The organism is Bacillus jepli, assembly GCF_047238305.1.
GTDB lineage: Bacteria > Bacillota > Bacilli > Bacillales > Bacillaceae_L > Ferdinandcohnia.
Genome location: NZ_JBDFMO010000001.1, coordinates 3,275,357 through 3,294,671, shown reverse-complemented (window position 1 = coordinate 3,294,671; position 19,315 = coordinate 3,275,357). Strand labels below are relative to the sequence as shown.

Sequence of the window (19,315 nt, the reverse complement as noted above, 5' to 3'; positions counted from 1 at the left end):
CTTAATCATATTTTATGAATTTTTGGCCAATCCAGTTCAATTCCTGCTTTCACTAAACGTGACTGAAAATCCTTTAACTTTTCTTCGTTATGTCTCACTTCATGTGGGATGATTTCATGATCAATACAATATGCTGCTAGATGACCGGCTGCTTCCCCGATATTCCATTCCACCGGATGAAGTCGATAACAACCATTCGTAATATGAGTAGTCCCAATATTTTTGCTGGCGGGCAACAAATTTTTAACTCGAATAGGCAATAAACTTCCGAGTGGAATTTGGAATGGATGAGATGAAAAATCAATATATGTATTCATTCCTGTACTCGGATGCAAGTCTAAGCGATAACTTCCAATTCCAACACTATCAGGAAAATACGTTGCACTTTCTTTTCCTTCCAATTCACCACTGACATGTTGTTCCTTCACTGTAAATTGGGCTTTTATTCTCCTCGATTCACGGATATATGGAAACATAGCCAGGCCATCTTCTGTTCCTAAAATATCCTTTCTTAACCGAATTCCAGGATACCCTTTTCCACCATCAGGACGTGGCGCCTCCGTTTGCATCCAATATAGTAAGGACAAGCTTAATTGTTTGGCATTATATAGATGTTTTCCTTTTTCTTCTTCAGTTACGTCAATGATAGGACCTAACCAATAATCATTTTGTGGCCAATTCACGATTGTAATATCACTTTGAAACGTACCTTGTTCAAAATTATTTTTATCGATAATTCTGCGGTAATTCCATAGTGAAAAGCGATTAGGCTCGTAAAATAAAGAATACTCAATCGGTTCCAATGTATGAGGGACAACCCCCCACCAGCTTAATTGCTTGGCTGGCCAGAATTCAGCTTGATAGTTTTTCCAAAACTCATATTGAGCAGGTTTTTCAATTGTATAATTTTCTCCATCTATATGATCAATGGCAAAGCAGTATGTAAACGCCTGCATATTAAATGGTTCTGCAACCTTTGGTGCATGAGCTTCACCGGTTTCTGCCTGAGATTCAGCACCGATTACATACTCTACACCAGCTAGTGGTAATACATCCCCACTTTCTGTTGCATCCAAGAAATACATTCCCTTTAAATGGTAGGTATTTCCTGAACTAGAATGCTGAACGGTAACAGCTCGAACGTAATCTTGTTCTGTTTCAGCTGTTATTATTTTATATTCTGATAATAAGGTTAATTTCCCATTGCTTATATAGGGTGCTAGCATATCGTAAAACACCCGTAAAGCAACTTTAGGCTCATGACTTATTTTACTTACAATGGCAGATCCAGGATTAAATTGATCATGTATTCGTTCCGTGTTCTTAACTGGAAAATTCGTAAGATAGTATTCTCTAATTTTTCTTCGAAATGTACGATAGCTTCTTGTGGCTCCAAAGCTTTCGATCCATGGATGCTCATCTGGTGGCACTCCTTGGTTTGTTATTTGGCCACCAATCCATTTTGTCTCCTCGGTTAAAAGGACCGTTTTTCCAGATTGTAAGGCGGATAATGCAGCTGCACATCCTCCTAAGCCCCCACCTATAATCACTATATCAGCTTGTAGTTCATGAGAAACTGCCATTTTTTCACCTCTCTTTATTCATTTAAATCAATTTTACAGGTGTTTTTTTCTCGAAAGATTGATAAGCTGCTAATGCTACTTCTACCGCTTTCATTCCTGAATGCCCGGTTGCTAGTGGGGCTCTACCTTCTCTTACACTCGCAACAAAATCCTCCATCAAACCGGCGTCCATATCATCTCCCCAGCCAATCCAATTGACACCTTCCTGATTGGAATAGAAATCGAATTTTTGGGAGAACGCGTCAATTTTCAAAGTGCCATTTGTCCCAATAATTTCCATTGTCACATCTCCCCACGTAGGATAGGCGCTATTTCTTGACCAACTACAATCTAGAGTTGCAAACATTCCGTTGGTAAATTCCATTGTAAGTATCCCACAATCATCAATCTGATGATCGATATAGGCATTTCCAATTTCTGCGTAAACTTCCTTCACTTCTGCCCCTGTAAACCATCTCATGATATCGACAACATGGACTGTATGATCAAGTACCGCTCCACCGCCTGATTTCGCTTTATCAATAAACCAGCCACCTGGATTCGTTCCCCGATTTGTTCCCTTAATCGCTAAAATATCTCCTAATACACCTTCTTCAATCACTTTTTTAGCATGTTGAATAGGTGTATTAAATCGGACAGGAAAAGCTGTTCCTAACAGAACTCCATAATGTTCACAAATACGAATCATTTCTTCGATATCTTTTAAGTTGGTAGCTAATGGCTTTTCACAAAGAATATGTTTACCTGCTTTAGCAGCAGCAATTACATGCTGATGGTGCAAACTATTTTCTGATGTCACAATTACCGCATCGATATCAGAGTCAAGTAAATCTTGATAATTTTTATAATAAACTGTATCAAAAAGCTGTGAACTTTTCGACCCTCTTTCCTCATTGTCATCGGCTATTCCAGCTAATGTGACACCTTCCATTTCCTTTAAGGCTGCTGCATAACTATTTGCATGCATATGAGCGAAGCTAATGATTCCAATTTTCATGTCAGTTTTCCCCCTTTAGTATGACAGGTAAACCTGTTTTTATAGATTGAAGGGCAGCTACTGATATTTCCATTGCTTTATACGCATCTTCTGCTGTCACAATTGGCGTTTCATTGGTTTTCATACATTTCAAGAAATGTTTGAGTTCAATAAAATATGGTGATTTTTTTAAAGGACTTTTAGGTACTTCAACTCCACTTTTTTTATCAACTGATTGTTTAATTGAAAGTAAAACCGGTTCTTCTTTTAAACTATCATATTCGATAATCCCACTTTTACCAGCAAATTCAAACTGAGTGGAAAACGTTTGATGCCTCCATGAACCTTCAACATGTGCGATGACTCCTGATTTAAAAACCAAAGTAACAATGGCATAGTCGTGATCAAGATGTTCTTTCGCAAATACTCGCTCCACTTCACCAAAGTTCCAACGTAGAAAATCAAAATCATGGATGATCAAATCTAATATCACTCCACCACTTTTGGTATGGTCCGAATACCAATCGCTCCAGCCCGCCGGAAAATGTCCACCACGCCTTGTTCGAACGACGCCAATATCACCAATTGAGCCCTTTGCAACAAGTTCCTTTGCTTTTGCATACTGTGGGAAGAAACGAACAACATGCCCAACGAATAACTTCACATTTTTCTTTTCACAGTAATCTATCATTTCACGAGCATCTTCAAGTGTATAAGCTAATGGTTTTTCGCATATTACATCAATTCCATAATCCGCAGCTTTCAGAACATACTCTTTATGTAGGAAAGTTGGAACACAAACATCAATCACATCAATTTGTTCGAGAATATTTACCGCTTCTTCTAAAGTTTGAAAATTTTTTGCATCATGCTCACCGATAATTTGCTGGGCTTGATCGATTCGAGTGTCAACGATTCCTACAACACGAACATCTTCCATATCGTAATATGAACTAGCATGCTCCTTCCCCATTGTTCCTGCACCAATCAATAAAACGTTTTGCATACAATCCACCTCTATCCTTTTATTCTCGAAGTTGCGTATTAAGATGTTTTATATTTCCATCCACCCATTGGCAATTACTTTTTTATACCAGCTGTAACTTTCTTTCTGAATGCGTTCCAAAGTTTGGAAGTCTACATAAACAAGACCAAATCGTTTTCCGTAACCGTCTGCCCACTCAAAGTTATCTAATAATGACCATGCTAGATAACCAAGAATAGGAATCCCTGAATCTATAGCTCTACTCACAGCAGTTAGATGTTGCTTGTAATAGTTTATTCGATCTTGATCATCTACTATCCCGTTTACAAGTTCATCCACACAACAAGCCCCATTTTCCGTAATAAATAATGGAATATTTCCATACCGCTCTGCGAGATATTGAAACACTTTATATAAGCCGTCTGCATAAATCGGCCAGCCAATATGTGTATGGGTATAATCAATTTCAATATTCTCAATATCTAGTAATCCAGTATTCTCTTTAAATCGTGCGACATTACCGGAATAATAGTTGACACCAATAAAATCAATCGGCTGTTGAATGATTTCCATGTCCCCATCTTCAACATGCAGTTCTGCACCCTTCTTCTTAAACCAATCCACTAAATATTGTGGGTACTCACCTTTAAAAATAGGATCAAGAAACCAATCAATATTATGGCCAATTTCTCTCCTACAAGCTTCGATATCTTCTACTCGATTACTAAAAGGTTCTCTCCATGTAGTATTCGTTGCTGTGCCAATTTGACCTTCGATTCCTAGTTCTCGAAAAGCCTTGACCGCTTTTCCATGTGCCAAAACCAAGTGGTGGGAAACATCCACAGCAAGTTGTAGATCCTGATATCCTGGCCGTGTACACCACGATAATTTGATAAAAAAGCTGCACATAAAGGTTCATTAATGGTTTGCCAATATTTTACTTTTCCATTAAACTCTCTAAAAATAGTTTCAGCATAATGGCTAAAGGCATCAACTGTATCTCGACTCGCCCAACCACCTTGATCCTGTAGGGCTTGCGGAAGGTCCCAGTGGTAAAGGGTAAGCATTGGTTCAATCCCTTTTTCCACTAACCTGTCTGCCAAATTATGATAATATAGCAAGCCTTTTGGGTTGAGTTTTCCTGTTCCATTTGGATAAATCCTCGGCCAAGAAACAGAAAAGCGATACACATTTGCACCTAATTGGTCCAATAATTCTATATCCTCATGGTAACGATGATAGCTATCACATGCGATATCACCATTATCCCCATTCTTCACTTTTCCAGGGGTGTGGGAAAAGGTATCCCATATGGATAACCCTCTTCCATCCTTAAATGCTGCACCTTCTACTTGATACGCTGCAGTCGCTGTACCCCATTTCATGTCTTTCGGAAAACGAATAATAGGCATACCTATTACCTCCTAACGTGCATTCTATTTACCAATTAAAATTACCCGCTGTTGCAATTCGGTGGTAAAAGTGGTTTCCTAAGGAACCTTCTGGAATCCCATTTGGGCCATCATGTATTAATCTTGTTTCTTCTAATTCTTCAATTCGATCGATTGTCCCTTCCAGCCATTGCTGAATCCGTATTTGTGTGGTTGCTAGACGGGCTGATAGTCCCCCATACCGGAACTCGATAATTTCCCAACCAAATGGTTTATATAATGAAAACCAAACTTCTCGATGTTTTTGGTGAAGTTTATGAACCTCGTTTGTCAATAAGTTAATCTTTCTTAAAAGAGTTGTCATAGAATCCTTATCTCCCTGGTCATAAGCTGCTTTCAAATGGATTCCCATCTCTGCCTTTACACTTAATACGTTTGCTAGTTGCGCATAGAACTCAAAAATTTGGACTGCGTTAGGATTTCTTTCCTTCGCCGCAGTAATTTTAGGAATTAGTTTCTGATAATGTACATTCATATCAAGGCCACGGATATTTTCATCAAATAATCCGAAAAGAAGATCCTGCCACAATAGGAACTTTGATGCATTGGATGAGTTTACATTATTTTTCATCACACCTGGCGTTTCATCCAATTGATTTAGAACGAGAAAATCCTCAAGATGATTTCCAGTACAGAAATAGAAACGTTGGGCTAACTGTTCCATTGTCACTGTTTCGTGATAAGTATGTTCAGCATAAAGTTGAATAACAGGTAGCGCAGTTGTGAGCGGCGTTTCCGCTCCATTATCGCCCCATAATGTCGTAAAGACTTCTTGGAGACCGTCTTTTTTACACGCTGCTAGTGCAGCTTCTGTTGTCACAAACGCTCTTCCATAGTTTGGCGAAATTCCATTCCATGTCCATGCTCCACCCGCAAAAAGTGTATCTCTCCCTAATTCTTTATGTTTCTGAATATAAGATCGATAAAACTCTTCATCTGCGTGGTAATAATCCCAATAAACAAGTTGCACATTTTCTGGTATGGAGTCAATTGCTTCTTTCGGAATATGAACGTCTTTATCATAATATTCACCGTGTTTTGAACCCAAACGAAAATACATGTCACTCCAAATCATTGGTGACAGACCATGTCGTTTAGCGATTGAAACTACTTTATCTAGGTGCTTGTTCATAATATCAAAGCGATTCTCATATCCATTTAAATCTAAATACCGTCCTAACCCAAGCTGATGTGCTTCATCCATACCAATATGAATTCGTTTGGATTTAAAAGGTTTAGAAGCAGTCTCAATCATACTTTCAATAAATTGGTATGTCTTCGATTCACCTACTAATAAAATATCAGCTGTATCTCTAATTTCTTTTGCATATCCCCACTTTAATGCCATTGTCAAATGGGCAAGAGTTTGGATACAAGGAATCATTTCAATTCCAAAATGATCTGCATATTCATCACAAGTCCTCAGTTCTTCCTCCGTGTATCTACCACGCATATACCCAAAATACGGGTAATCTGGAACTTCATAAGTATCCTCTGTATAAAGCATGACGACATTTAAGCCCATGATCGCCAATTTCCTAAGTAGCCCTTGTACTTCATCCACCTTTAACACGGCATTCCTAGAAACATCGAGCATAACTCCACTCGTTTGGAAATTAGGCTGTTCAGTCAGCTCAAAGTCACCAGTCTTTCTATAATTCTCTAACCACACCCCCATCGCGCGGTAGAAATGGATTTTTTCCTGATAAAAGATGTTACCTTTCCCATCCTTATTGCTAACATGGATCGGACCTACCCTTTGTGTAATCGTAATCGGGTACCCTTTTTCATGTAATTCAATACTGAGCTCATCCGTTAATAGCTCTAATCCTTTTAAAATTGAACTTTTCTCACCTACTAAATTAATTTGCATATTCGATACCTCTTTTCGTTTTTACTAAACGATCATGGTTGTTCTCTCTATTCATTACGCTCGAACACAAAATATCCATTTATTATCGTACGTTCTACTTCTAGATCATTTGATAAGATGACAAGGTCCGCATCATACCCAACCGCAATTCTTCCTTTCTGTTCACTCATCCCGCATACAATTGCCGGGTTATAAGTTGCCATTTGCACAGCCTCTTCAAGGGGAATGTTACAATTAAAAACACTAAATTGAATCGCCTTGTCTAGAGTCAATGAGCTACCTGCAAGGCTACCATTTGCCAATGTTACCTTTCCATTCTGTTTGTAGACTGTTTTGCCACCGATTTGATGACATCCATCCGGTAATCGATTGGTTCCGGTGCAATCGGAAATGAATGTAATGTGATCAACACCTTTCATTTTGTATAGCATCTCTATCATTTTTGAATGCACATGAAAGCCATCTGCAATAATTTCACAATGTAATTCTTGTAAATCAAGTGCTGCAAATGAAATAGTTAAATTGCGATGTGTGATCGGACCCATTCCATTGAAACAATGTGTAACTCTCGATAAACCATACTTAATCGCTTGTTCGACTTCCCCATAGGTCGCAGCTGTATGTCCTGCTGAAATCGAAATATTTTGTTCGTGCAATAACATAATCACATCTACTGCATTAGGTAGTTCCGGAGCCAAAGTTACAATTCGAATCAAACCTTCGGATAAATGAAGGATTGATCGTACTTCCTCTAAAACGGGATCTACAATATACTCTGCTTTTTGGGCACCTTTATATTTTTGATTAATCCAGGGTCCTTCTAAATGAACACCCAATAGATGGGCACCATTACGTTCTTCAGCGACTACTTGTTTACTTAATAAAAGGAAGGTTTTAATATCCTCTAATGTAGCTGCCCTTGATGTAGACAAGAAACTTGTCACACCAAAGGATGGGAGCCCATCTTGAATGCGATAAAAACCTTCCTTTGTACGGTCCATAAAATCGTACCCATTAAGACCGTGGATATGAGTATCGATAAAACCTGGACAGATCCACCCATCCACTTGGTAGATGTGCAGATCCGTTTTGTTTATTGTGTCTTTCTTACCAACGAAAATGATTTTTCCATCTTTAATTTCTATGGCCATATTGTTATTTATTCTTTTATCGGAAACAATATTTCCTTGTAAGTAATAGTGGTTGTGCAACATTTGATTACGAAATCCTCCATATTCAACCATTTCCTCAAATTACGTAAAGTGAATTAATTTGGTTAGTGTGGTAGATTCCTTGTTTAATAGTTTTTCAAATTCTTGTGGTGCATCACCAAATTCGACTACTTCTGAAATAAAGGGTCCGACATCAATCCGTTTTTCCTTAATCAGTCGGATATATTCCTCCAGGTTCCTTCCTTCTGTCCAGCGAACATATTCATAAGGATAGTCGATGGCATCTCTTTCATATATACTGTCATATCTTCCAGGACCGCCTGCTCGTGAAATGAGTAGCTGAGCTTCTTTACCAAACATTAAGTCTCTAGGAAAGTCTGGCTCAATATCACCGACAATGACTGCCTTTCCTTTAGTGCGTATCCACTTTAGACATTCATGAGTAAGTGGTGAGCGCTTTCCACCCGCACACAATAGTACCGCATCTGCTCCACGAGATTTCGTTTCCACCTGAATGGCTTCTTCCATCTCTTTAACGGTTGCAAATGATTTAATTTTTTCTTTCTTTAACATTTCTACTCGACTTTCGTGAAGATCATACGCTATCACATTATAAGCAGCTGCATTAGCAATTTTGGCAATTAATTGTCCTAAAACGCCTAGTCCCACGATCACAACTGTTTCACCAAATTGAAGGTTGGCAATACGCAGAGCATGAATCGCAATCGCACCAAGTCCACCTAGAGCAGCTTCCTTTGGATCGAGATGTTCGGGAAGCTTAGCATACAATGTTTTCGGCACTCGTAAATATTCATCATGGTGAACAAATGGTGCACCGTAACAAGCAACAAGATCCCCTTTTTTCACATCGCTAATGTCATTACCACATTCAACGACTTCTCCCATTGCACTGTAGCCAAGATGAACCTGCTTATTTTCACTAATTGATAATAATGATAGCTCAGTGCCTGGTGAAATAACTGAATATAATGTTTTAACTAATATATAGGAAGGTTTCCCTTCTATACTTGGAATTTCATCCTCAATGATTTCAACTTTCTTGTTGTGGGCGACTATTCTTTTCATTCGATATCCTTCTTCCGTCAATTATTCAGACAACCACTTGGATAAATTCTCTTTTACAAATTCATCATCATGCAAATGTGGGTAGCTAGTATAAATACGGTCTAACTCTTCTGCCTGACCCGGACTTAACACTTCACGATCCACTAAACACCAATTTCCTTGAAGCAATCCTTGTCTAGCTAAGATTTCATTAATTCCGGCGATGCTGCCTTTAAAGCTATTTCGCGAATCAAATATCGCAGCATTAGCATCCGTGATCTGTTGTCCGAGAGTGAGTAGCTTCTTTGGAATTGAATCCTCATCTCTGACCTTTTTTATCTCCTCAAATGTTTCAACGACTCGCTTTGTCCAAACCGACCAGTGTCCAAGAAGCCCGCCAACGATTTTCTTTTCCACCACTTTATTTCCAACAGGAAATTCAAATGTTGTGAGTAAATCATTTATGATGTTATCATCATTTCCAGTGTATAAGGCAATCTCCTCATTACGAGGTGAATGACAAACGGCACGAACAACGTCTATTGAACAATATCGATCAAATGGTGCAATTTTTATCGCATACACGTTTGGGATGGAGGCAAAGCGCTCCCAAAATTCATAGGAGAAGATTCGTCCCCCCACTGCAGGCTGTAGATAAAATCCAAATAACGGGATAATGTCCGCTACCTTTTCGGCACGTTCGAGTAATTCTTCTTCAGATAGATGATTTAAACCACCCATACTTAACAGTCCTAAATCATAGCCAATCTCTCTACTGAAGGTTGCTTCACTTATGGCTTGTTCTGTCGGTCCGCAAATACCAGCTATCTTAATAAAGCCTTCGGGAATATCGGCATTCTTCGTTTCCTCAATCGCAAGCGATAAAACCTGTTGATACAAATTGAATTCAGGTTCACGAATTTCAAACTGTGTGGTATGTACGCCCACTGCAATACCACCAACACCAGCATCAATATAGTAGCGTGTTAATGCTCGCTGACCTGCTACATCAAGCTTTCTTTCTTTTGTCAATGCAAGCGGATGAGCTGGAATCACCGTGCCCTCATGAAGCCTTTTCTTAACAGCCTCTTTTAACATTAAAATGCACCTTCTCTTTCTTGGAAATGGGTTGGCTTATTAATGGTTTGCCCATCACTGATAACCCATTCAGAAATCATATCCATCATCTGTTGAACTGTTACCTTCGGATAACCAAATAATTTATGCGCATGAGATGCATTATTGAGTAATGCTGTAGGACTCTCGCTATTCACAAATAATGGGTCCTTCTTCATTCGTTTTCCGAATTCATAGGCCAACCATCTTACAGATAGTGTTTCAGGACCAGTGACATTAATGATTTGTGGTGGGTGATTTGTATGTAATAAGGAGCGAATTGCATATTCATTCGCATCACCTTGCCAAATGACATTAACATTTCCCATTGTTAAATCGATAGGGGTACCTTGGAACACTGATTTTGCAATTTCGAGTAAAACTCCATATCGAAGATCAATTGCATAATTTAGTCTAAATAGAACAACCGGTGTTTTGTATTTATGAGAAAAATATGTAAGCACTCGTTCTCTTCCTAAACAGGATTGTGCGTATTCACCTACAGGGTTTGGTGAAATGTCCTCCGTGCAACCATTGCTTAATACAGAGGTTAAAGGATAGACATTTCCTGTTGAAAACGCAACAATTCGTGAATCCTTAAACTTTTCAGCGATACGTCCTGGAAGATAGGCATTCATTGCCCATGTATGATACTCATTCCCGACTGTTCCAAATTTAGTTCCTGCCATTAGAATAATGTTTTTCACATTTGGAAGGTTTTGGAGGTCTTCTTCCTTCAAAAGATCTGCTTTGATTGTTTCAATTCCAGATACCTCTAATTCTTCTATTAAACTCTCATCTGAGAATCTCGCAACTCCAATTACTTTTTTTGGTAAACCTGACTGATCAACAGCTCGCTTCACTAGTTTGGCTAAAGTCGGTCCCATTTTCCCACTTACACCTAAAATCATGATATCTCCATCAAGTTGTTGGATGTCCTTTATTAACGCCTCGCTAGGCGTTGACATAAAATCCTCTAATTCCGCAATCGTTTTCATTTAGATCCTCCTAAGATATGTTTTTTGAGTTTTTATTAGGAAAAACTTGGTTACTTACTAATTACCTACATTGTATAGTTGGGTTTATTAAAAGACAAGTCACTTAAAAGTCTTTAAATAAATCCTCTTTTTCATTGACAATTGAATAAGTTCCTCTTAATCTAGTAGTATGATTATTTAAAGACATTTCTTTAATATGTCTTTTACTGGAGATGACATAATGAAAACGAATCAATTATCAACTAATGGTACTGAAATTATTATCGGTATTGTGAGTCCCGTAGAACTTGTGAACGAAATTATGAAAGCGCTTGAATCTTTTCCTAATTTTCAACCTTTCTTTTTACATTCAACACCTTCTACGATCGAACCTAAGGATATAGAAAACTTGGTTAATAAGGTTGAAGTTCTCCTTTTCATGGAATTTCCTACTTACTTGAAGGCCAAACAACTTTTCAATTTTTCTATTCCAGCACATTATGTTCCATTAATGGGTACTGGCCTGTATCGTTCCTTATTTTTGATTAAAAATCAATATGACCTTAGGCACATTTCTATTGATACTGTTGAAGAGAAATACATTCAACAAATCCTATATGAATTAGGCGAAACCAATTACGAATTTACATCCTTTCCACATTACAGTCAGACTACTACTTTTGAGGAAATTGTTGAATTTCACCAACAAAGTTATCAAAATTTTAGTTCCATAGTTATTACTGGTACCCAGGAGGTTTCACTGAAACTATCTGATTTGGGAATACCGAATGAATGGGTAACCCCAACCTATCAGGACTTAATTGTTTCACTCGAGCGCGCATTGCTAGCGACGGAAGCCCGAAAAAATAAAGAATCACAAATTGTGTTTGGTATTATCGATATTGATCAATTTGATAAGGCTACTGAAAAATATAAAACAGAACATGAAGTACAAGTATTTAAGCTAAAATTTCAACAAATGATGCTAAATTATACAAAGCTAATTGATGGTCATTTGATCAATTCTGGTGGGGATGAATTTTCATTTATTACTACCCGCGGCATTTTCGAAAGAGAAACCCGTGGTTATAAATTCATCCCCATTTTAAACTCAGCCAAAACAGAGTTAGGTGTATCCATAAGTATTGGTGTCGGCTTCGGTCTCTCTGCAGCGGAAGCAGGTAACCATGCTAGAATTGCCCTTCGTCAATCAAAAGAATTAGGCGGTAATGTCTGCTATATCGTTCGTGAAGATCAAAGCGTGATCGGTCCAGTTGACATTATCACGGATACTCAATATGAAAAATATGATTTATCCATCACTGATGCTGAACTCCTTAATAAAGCCGAACAGGCTGGAATGTCAGCAGCGTATATGACAAAGCTAATGGCACGAGTAGCGCGTCATAAAAAATATGATTATACAGCCCAAGAGTTAGCCACCACATTAAACATTACAACAAGAAGCGCACATCGAATCCTATTGAAATGGATGGACGCCAATCTAGTGGATATTGTAGGAGAAGAAAAGATCACCTACAAAGGTAGACCAAGACGTATTTATCGACTTAGCTTTATCCTCGATGACCATGAAATAAAAAAAGAATGAAATGGCGGGAACTACTTTACCCGCTATTTTCACTTAAAGGGTTTCCTTTTATATATACACCTTTTTCCCCGTTTCCCTGCTTTCATTTGCTGCCTCAATGAAACGAATAATTTCTAATGTTTCATTCATAGGCACCCTTGTTTTACCATCTTTTAAAAAATCGATAATATTCTCTAATAAACTAGCATAAAAGGGTTTTGAGGAAGATTGGATTGATACATATTCACTACCTTTTTCAAAATGAATAACGGCGCCGAAATCGCCATTTCCTTTTCTATTCCCTCTCACGCTAAAAAGTCGACCATCTTTCCATTCTGAAACAATTACATCAAAATCCTCGTTGGATTCTGAACGAACATGCTTTGCACCACTCCCAACAATCGTATAGAGCATTTCAATCGCATGAATCCCATACCAAAAATACCCTGGTTGGGTGGCAACATTCTCCATCGGTCCAAAACAGTCTGCTCCAATTATCTTCCCTTTATCCTTTATGGCAAGCGCCATGTTTAAACTTTCCGCATATCGCAAGGCTGAAGAGCTCATAATAGGTGTCTCGTATTGATCAGCTAGCTCCACGATTCTTCCTGCATCGGAGGTAGTTAAGCAAAATGGTTTATCAATGAATAAAGGTTTCTTAAACTTACATAATTTGCTTACTTGATTAAGATGAACCCTTCCATCCACGGACTCTATTAAAATGGCATCGCAATGCTCAGCCACCTCTTCCATCGTATGGACGATTTGAACACCCAATTGCTCAACTTCTTTCGTAATGGGACCAACACGGGAATAACTTAATTTAAAATCTGATGAGCTCACTGGATGCGCCATGACTACTTTCCCACCCCCTACATAAAAAGGGTGGGACGGATCATTTAATAACTTTGTAAAAGCAGTTGCATGTGAGGTATCGAGACCAATCATCCCTATTTTTAAATCCCCCATAAATTCACTCCTTTACTTACGATAACTTACTTAAGACCTGATAACTGTATGCCTTCTGTGAAATACTTCTGGAAGAATAAGAAGATTAAGAAGGTCGGGATAAATGAAATTGTTGAACCTGCCATCTCAATTCCAAAGTTTCCTTCTTTGTTTAATGTAGAAGCTAACCCTACAGTAATTGGGTACATCTTTTCATTTGTCATATAAATTAATGGCTGAAATAAATCATTCCAGTTACTTACAAACGCAAATGTCCCAACGGTAGCGATAGATGGAAATGCTAGTGGCATATAAATTTTACGAAACACATGAAAATCATTAGCTCCATCAATACGAGCAGCTTCATCTAATTCCATAGGAATCCCTTGCATGAACTGGCGAACTAAAAATACACCCATTATCGCCCAAAGTTCTGGGACAATCAATGCTTGGTATTCATTAATCCAACCAAATTTTGAAAACATGATAAATTTCGGAATGATCAACAGTTGGGGTGGAATCATAATGACGGCCATAAAGGTCCAGAAAATGAATTCTCTTCCAAAGAATTGCTTTCTTGCAAAAATGTATCCAAGTAACCCTGCAAAAAACATTTGTGAAAAAACAGGGATCACTGTAACAACAATAGAGTTAAAAATCCATCGTAAAAAATTGTCATTTCTAAATAAGTACATAAAGTTATTAATTGACACATCATCTGGAATCCAAAATAAAGGATCCATTGCTGCATAGGTCGTTTCCTTAAGTGAGCTTAACACCATGATTAAAAATGGGAGGAGAAAACAAAATCCCAAGAAGAACATGACAAGATATTTTAATATTTTCTTAAACAAGTTAGTTCATCTCCCTTACATTCACGATCATCTTTTAATAAATACCTTGATCTTTTCCAAAATATTTTTTTTGAACGAGCGAAATGATTAAGATTATCGCGAATAATACATAAGATAATACCGCTGCATAGCTAAAGTTCAAATTCGTAAATCCTAATTGATATAAGTAAAATACAATAGTACTTGTCGAAAAATTTGGTCCCCCATTTGTTAAAAGATATGCAGAATCAAAGATTTGGAAGGAACCAATTGTTGTAATGATTAAAACGTAGAAATGAATCGGTTTTAATAATGGGAAAGTAATCATCCAAAAGGATTTTAACGGTGAAGCTCCATCGATTTTTGCAGCTTCATACATATCTTTTGGAATCGACTGTAGCCCTGCAAAATAATAAATCATTGTACTCCCTGAGACTTTGAAAATACTCAAACCAGCCAATACAATTAGTGCTTGTGAGGAATCAGATAAAAATAATTGAGAATCCACACCTAAAAAGCTTAGTAAGTAGTTGATAAATCCTGATTCTGTTCCAGAAAATAGCCATTCCCAGATACCTGCTACAACAACAAATGATGTAACAACAGGAAGAAAAAAGATCCCTTTAAAAAATTTTGTGAATCGAATCCCTGATTTTATGACGAGCGCTAAAATCAAACCAAGTGCCATTGTAGGAAGTATATAATAGAAGGAAAATAATACTGTGTTCCAAATTGATTTCAAGGCAATTTCATCTTGAAACAATTGCTTCCAGTTTCGCAACCCAACGAACTCAGAAGTACCGATAATTCGATAATTAAGAAATGTTAATATGAAACTATAAACAAATGGAATGACTTGAAATATTAGAAAATGGATTAATACAGGAGTAAGTACGAGATAAACAAGACCATTTTTTCTCCATTCATCTTTGATCCTTTTCTTTAAAGGAGGCTTGACCTTTTTTATATAATTCAGAGGTACTTTGTTATGAGTTTCTATGACCTTTTCCAAGCTATCACCTTATTTCTTTTATTAATAAAACAAAGTAATTTTAATAAATAGAGAGTTTTATTCTCGTAAGGAATAAAACTCTCTTTACTTTAAGAAGCTATTATTTTACGGCTTAGCTAACTCAGCTTCGATTGCTTTAGCTGCTGCATCTGCTGCTTCTTTAGGAGTTTTTTCTCCAGCCATCATAGATTGAATCTCGGCTTGAATGAATGGCATGATTGCACGACCTTTTGGATGAATAACACCAGGTAATGCATATTGGGTATATGTTGCTAGTTGACTCAAATGTTCATTAGAATCAAAGATATCCTTTGCTTCTTCTTGTGTCGGGATATACTGGGTTACAGTATTAAAGACACGTTGATTTTCAGCATTTGTAACAGCCTTAACAAATTCTGCTGCTGCATCAGGATTGTCACTATTGGATGGTACGACAAACATTCCAGATGTACCGTATGTTAATTGCTTTTCACCAGTTAATGGTGGTGCGATTGCAAAATCAAATGTACCGTCTTTTTCTAACTGTGTAATGCTAATTCCAGAACCAAGTTGTGCTAACATTTTTCCAGCGAACCATAATTCATCTTGGGTGGTTGCTGTAATAGAATCTTCTGGAATGTATCCTTTTTTATAAAAATTGTTAATCATCTCGAACGCTTCAACACTCTCTGGCTTATTGATTAACACTTCATTGTCCGCTGTAACAACATCTCCACCAGCTTGCCAAATCCATGGATAGATGGTTCCGTTCATCGATCCTCCACCAAGATAATTCAATGCATAGAAACCTTTTTCTTTCGCTTTAGCTGCCCAATCCTCAAATTCATCCCATGTGGTTGGAAGCTTTGCTGGATCTTCACCTATAGCTTTAACAACGTCAAGATTATAGAAGAAAGTATAAGCTTCTTGTAGAACTGGTAATCCGTATATCTTATCTTTCCAAGTTGTAGCTGCTATAGCTGTGTCAACGAAACCTTCAAGATCTGATTCTTCTAAATAAGGATCTAATTCTAATAACATTCCTACATCTGCATATTGTGGCATTTGGTCAGGAATCGCATAGAACACATCTGGTCCATTGTTAGCTGCTAGTGCAGTTAGGACTTTTTGGTCTCGATTTGACCATGGGATTGTCTCAATGTTTACCTCTACGTCAGGAAACTCTTTATTGTAATTTGCAGTGATTTCTTTCCACATATCCTCTTCTTTCTTAGCATCACCTGTATAAGGATGAACCCAAACAGTTATTTCACCATCCACTTTTCCATCTTCTTTTGGTGTTGTACTGGAATCATCATTACAAGCTGAAAGAAGTAAGCTACCTGAAAGCAAAAGTGCCATGAACGAAAAACGTTTCTTTTTCATCTACGAAATTCCCCCTATTTAGTTAAGTTCAATAAAAAATCTTAATGACTAACAACCTATTAATGGTTTGTTGTTTTTCCATCCCCTCCTTTAAACTGTTACCCACTTTGACTGAAAATACACATAATTGAAAACGGTAACATCTCATTTTAAAAAAATTAGCGACATATTCTTGCTTGAATACTTATATTCTATTTTGTTTGGTTTATTGTGACAAGTCTATTAATTGTCTTTAATAGGAAATGAAATTTAATTTAGTTCCCAAACAATTATGGTTGCATAAAATGCGCTTTACCATATTAACGAGTCGTACTACACATAATTCAAACCTTGTGGAAATGGAAAAGGGATCGGAAAAATATCAGAATACCAATCTCCATTTTTGCTTCCTTTTAAGATCAGCTCTTCTACGTCAAGATTACTCAAGATAGTTGAATTTTCATTACTAAAAAGGCGTTTCTGTTTATCATCCACAGTTGAAATGGTAAGTTTGTCTGTAAAGTATGGAACAAGCTGGTTCAGCAATAGATCCATATTCATGATTTTTATTGTTCCTGGATATGACTGATCCACCTTTTCCTGAAATGAGTCTAGATCTTGAATAAGCTCTTTTTCATAGCTTGGGACGTTCCATAACAGAGAATCTGGGCCGTATGTAAATGCTTCTGCAAGCAAGGTACGAATTGCAGTTGGATCTCCACCCCATTCAATGACGCGAGAGTCCACTCCTTCTTGTTCTTGGTATGGAACCCCAAATATTAAAAATGCATTTAATTCATTATTTTTCTCGGCTACAAGGACCTTATGTTTCATCTTAAAAATACTTGCAAACCCAGCACCCTTATTAAGCTGCGCTATTTCATAAATGGTTTGTTCATACCTAATTTTTCGATTTTGGCTTAGTTTTCTAAGTTGAAACCAATCATAAGGGCCAAGTTCTCTAACTTTATAAGATGTATCAGCTGTTATGTCACCCCTATGAAGCTTATATTGATTCATCTTTCCATAGAAAGTACAACCTTGCTTAATATAGATTGGCAAATCCCCTGAAATAAACAGGAGGGATGAACCAGACTTGTTGACATGCTCAAAAATTTTTTCTAATAGTGTGTTGGCCAATCCTTTTCTACGATAGTCAGGGTCTGTACAGACAGCACCGATTGAATAAGCCTGGATTTCAGCACCTTCAAGATGAAGAACGGATGGAACCAAACCAATAAATGAAACTAGTTTATCATCGACAAAGGCGCCATAAGATTGGTTCAACGCAGCAGAAAATACTTGTGGGAATGCAATTCCCATCGACACATGCCCTTCTTTACGAAAAACCTTATCTGCTAAATCAATGGCTTGTTGGAATTCATCTTCTTCAACTAATCGAAATTCTAGCATAAGTTCACCCCTTTTTATCATTAATTACAAAACATGAGAATGGAATCCAATAAGTGTTTAAAAAATGGAATCGCTACCATTAAATCCATGTTATAATACAACTAAACTTACAATACTTACTTTCTATTTTATGCTAATTTTATCAAGTGACAAGTCTATTAATTGTCTTTAAATATTTCGTAATTATTTTTTTCAACAATTGGATTGAGGTGGTTGATTTGGGCGGATGGGAGAAATTTAATCATTTTGCAATTATGATGTTGAAGATTGCTTATGTAAATATACTATGGATTTTTTTTACAGTTTTGGGATTAGGAGTGCTAGGGCTATTCCCTTCGACAGGTGCGATGTTTACGATTGTCCACAAATGGCTTAGTAAAGAACCTGTTGAGAAAATCTTTCAAACGTTCTGGAACACCTATAAGAAGGAATTTATTTCTCTGAATAAATTTGGCTTATTTTTCACTTTAATTGGCTATATCTTAATTTATGATTTTATGTTTTTACAAAAGAATGCAGATAAATTGCAATTCCTGTTTCCAATCCTACTATTTCTGTCCATTTCGTATATTGTCACTTTATCTTATTTCTTTCCTGTATATATACAATTCGAAATGAAATTCTTTCAATATATCAAACAATCCTTTTTGATTGCAGCTAGTTCTCTTTTAGAGACGATTCTTATCTTGACAGCAAGTATGATTCTGGGAATTTTTGTAAATTTAATACCTGGAATTATTCCGTTTTTTACTGGAAGTGTGTTAGCAGTAGCAATTACGTGGTGTAGTAACCGCGCCTTCTTGAAAATTAATAGTAAGAAAAAGATCATTATACAGGAATAAATCAGCAAAGCTATTAAGAGTGTCCGTATTTCGGGACACTCTTTTTCACGGCATGATTTTACGACTGACTTAAAGTCCGTTAAAAGTCTTGATTATTCCAATTATTCTTTTAAACTTTTAAGTAAGTTTGAAAGGGT

At 37.2% G+C, this 19,315-nt stretch carries 15 protein-coding genes and 1 pseudogene; 2 read left to right on the top strand and 14 right to left on the bottom strand.

Annotation, left to right across the window (positions count from 1 at the left end; all coding sequences use genetic code 11):
- Window positions 1–5: 5 nt before the first annotated feature.
- The 9 genes and pseudogenes from ABC371_RS16850 to ABC371_RS16810 all read right to left on the bottom strand — a co-directional run bounded on the left by ABC371_RS16850 (window position 6) and on the right by ABC371_RS16810 (window position 11,219).
- Entirely contained in the window at window positions 6–1,583 is a 1,578-nt protein-coding gene (locus ABC371_RS16850; RefSeq protein WP_412897841.1) for an FAD-dependent oxidoreductase, read from the bottom strand.
- A 22-nt stretch (window positions 1,584–1,605) separates the two neighbouring features.
- Entirely contained in the window at window positions 1,606–2,580 is a 975-nt protein-coding gene (locus ABC371_RS16845) for a Gfo/Idh/MocA family protein (RefSeq protein ID WP_412897840.1), read from the bottom strand.
- A 1-nt stretch (window position 2,581) separates the two neighbouring features.
- Window positions 2,582–3,565 (bottom strand): Gfo/Idh/MocA family protein, encoded by a 984-nt coding sequence (locus ABC371_RS16840; RefSeq protein ID WP_412897839.1) that lies wholly within the window; start codon window positions 3,563–3,565, stop codon window positions 2,582–2,584.
- A gap of 48 nt (window positions 3,566–3,613) precedes the next feature.
- Window positions 3,614–4,929: pseudogene (locus ABC371_RS16835) on the bottom strand (GH1 family beta-glucosidase).
- Window positions 4,930–4,984: 55 nt separating this feature from the next.
- On the bottom strand, window positions 4,985–6,868 hold the full coding sequence (locus ABC371_RS16830; protein ID WP_412897838.1) for a beta-N-acetylhexosaminidase: 1,884 nt from the start codon (window positions 6,866–6,868) through the stop codon (window positions 4,985–4,987).
- Window positions 6,869–6,915: 47 nt separating this feature from the next.
- Window positions 6,916–8,082 carry an N-acetylglucosamine-6-phosphate deacetylase gene (gene nagA / locus ABC371_RS16825; RefSeq protein ID WP_412897837.1) on the bottom strand — a complete coding sequence of 389 codons (1,167 nt, stop codon included), beginning with the start codon at window positions 8,080–8,082 and terminating at the stop codon, window positions 6,916–6,918.
- A gap of 39 nt (window positions 8,083–8,121) precedes the next feature.
- Entirely contained in the window at window positions 8,122–9,126 is a 1,005-nt protein-coding gene (locus ABC371_RS16820) for a zinc-dependent alcohol dehydrogenase (protein WP_412897836.1), read from the bottom strand.
- A gap of 21 nt (window positions 9,127–9,147) precedes the next feature.
- The gene (locus tag ABC371_RS16815; RefSeq protein ID WP_412897835.1) at window positions 9,148–10,203 is read right to left on the bottom strand and encodes a dihydrodipicolinate synthase family protein; all 1,056 of its coding nucleotides are present in this window, start codon (window positions 10,201–10,203) and stop codon (window positions 9,148–9,150) included.
- A complete protein-coding gene (locus ABC371_RS16810; RefSeq protein ID WP_412897834.1) occupies window positions 10,203–11,219 on the bottom strand; it encodes an NAD-dependent epimerase/dehydratase family protein in 1,017 nt (338 codons plus the stop codon). Before ABC371_RS16810 ends, ABC371_RS16815 begins: the two co-directional genes overlap by 1 nt.
- 220 nt (window positions 11,220–11,439) lie before the next feature.
- Here ABC371_RS16810 and ABC371_RS16805 point away from each other — a divergent pair, with 220 nt between their 5' ends.
- Window positions 11,440–12,807 (top strand): hypothetical protein, encoded by a 1,368-nt coding sequence (locus ABC371_RS16805; protein ID WP_412897833.1) that lies wholly within the window; start codon window positions 11,440–11,442, stop codon window positions 12,805–12,807.
- Between the two features lie 48 nt (window positions 12,808–12,855).
- Here the strand turns inward: ABC371_RS16805 and ABC371_RS16800 are convergent, their stop codons facing one another.
- The 5 genes from ABC371_RS16800 to ABC371_RS16780 form a co-directional block, all read right to left on the bottom strand.
- The gene (locus ABC371_RS16800) at window positions 12,856–13,755 is read right to left on the bottom strand and encodes a Gfo/Idh/MocA family protein (RefSeq protein WP_412897832.1); all 900 of its coding nucleotides are present in this window, start codon (window positions 13,753–13,755) and stop codon (window positions 12,856–12,858) included.
- A gap of 26 nt (window positions 13,756–13,781) precedes the next feature.
- Window positions 13,782–14,558, bottom strand: coding sequence for a carbohydrate ABC transporter permease (locus tag ABC371_RS16795; protein WP_412899379.1), 777 nt, complete (start codon window positions 14,556–14,558; stop codon window positions 13,782–13,784).
- A gap of 64 nt (window positions 14,559–14,622) precedes the next feature.
- Window positions 14,623–15,579 (bottom strand): carbohydrate ABC transporter permease, encoded by a 957-nt coding sequence (locus ABC371_RS16790; protein ID WP_412897831.1) that lies wholly within the window; start codon window positions 15,577–15,579, stop codon window positions 14,623–14,625.
- A gap of 105 nt (window positions 15,580–15,684) precedes the next feature.
- Window positions 15,685–16,944 carry a sugar ABC transporter substrate-binding protein gene (locus tag ABC371_RS16785; protein WP_412897830.1) on the bottom strand — a complete coding sequence of 420 codons (1,260 nt, stop codon included), beginning with the start codon at window positions 16,942–16,944 and terminating at the stop codon, window positions 15,685–15,687.
- A gap of 312 nt (window positions 16,945–17,256) precedes the next feature.
- On the bottom strand, window positions 17,257–18,336 hold the full coding sequence (locus ABC371_RS16780; protein WP_412897829.1) for a GNAT family N-acetyltransferase: 1,080 nt from the start codon (window positions 18,334–18,336) through the stop codon (window positions 17,257–17,259).
- 218 nt (window positions 18,337–18,554) lie between these two features.
- On the opposite strand from ABC371_RS16780, the gene ABC371_RS16775 reads away from it, so the two are divergent.
- Window positions 18,555–19,178, top strand: a complete 624-nt coding sequence (locus ABC371_RS16775; protein WP_412897828.1) for a YesL family protein — start codon at window positions 18,555–18,557, stop codon at window positions 19,176–19,178.
- Window positions 19,179–19,315: the final 137 nt, after the last annotated feature.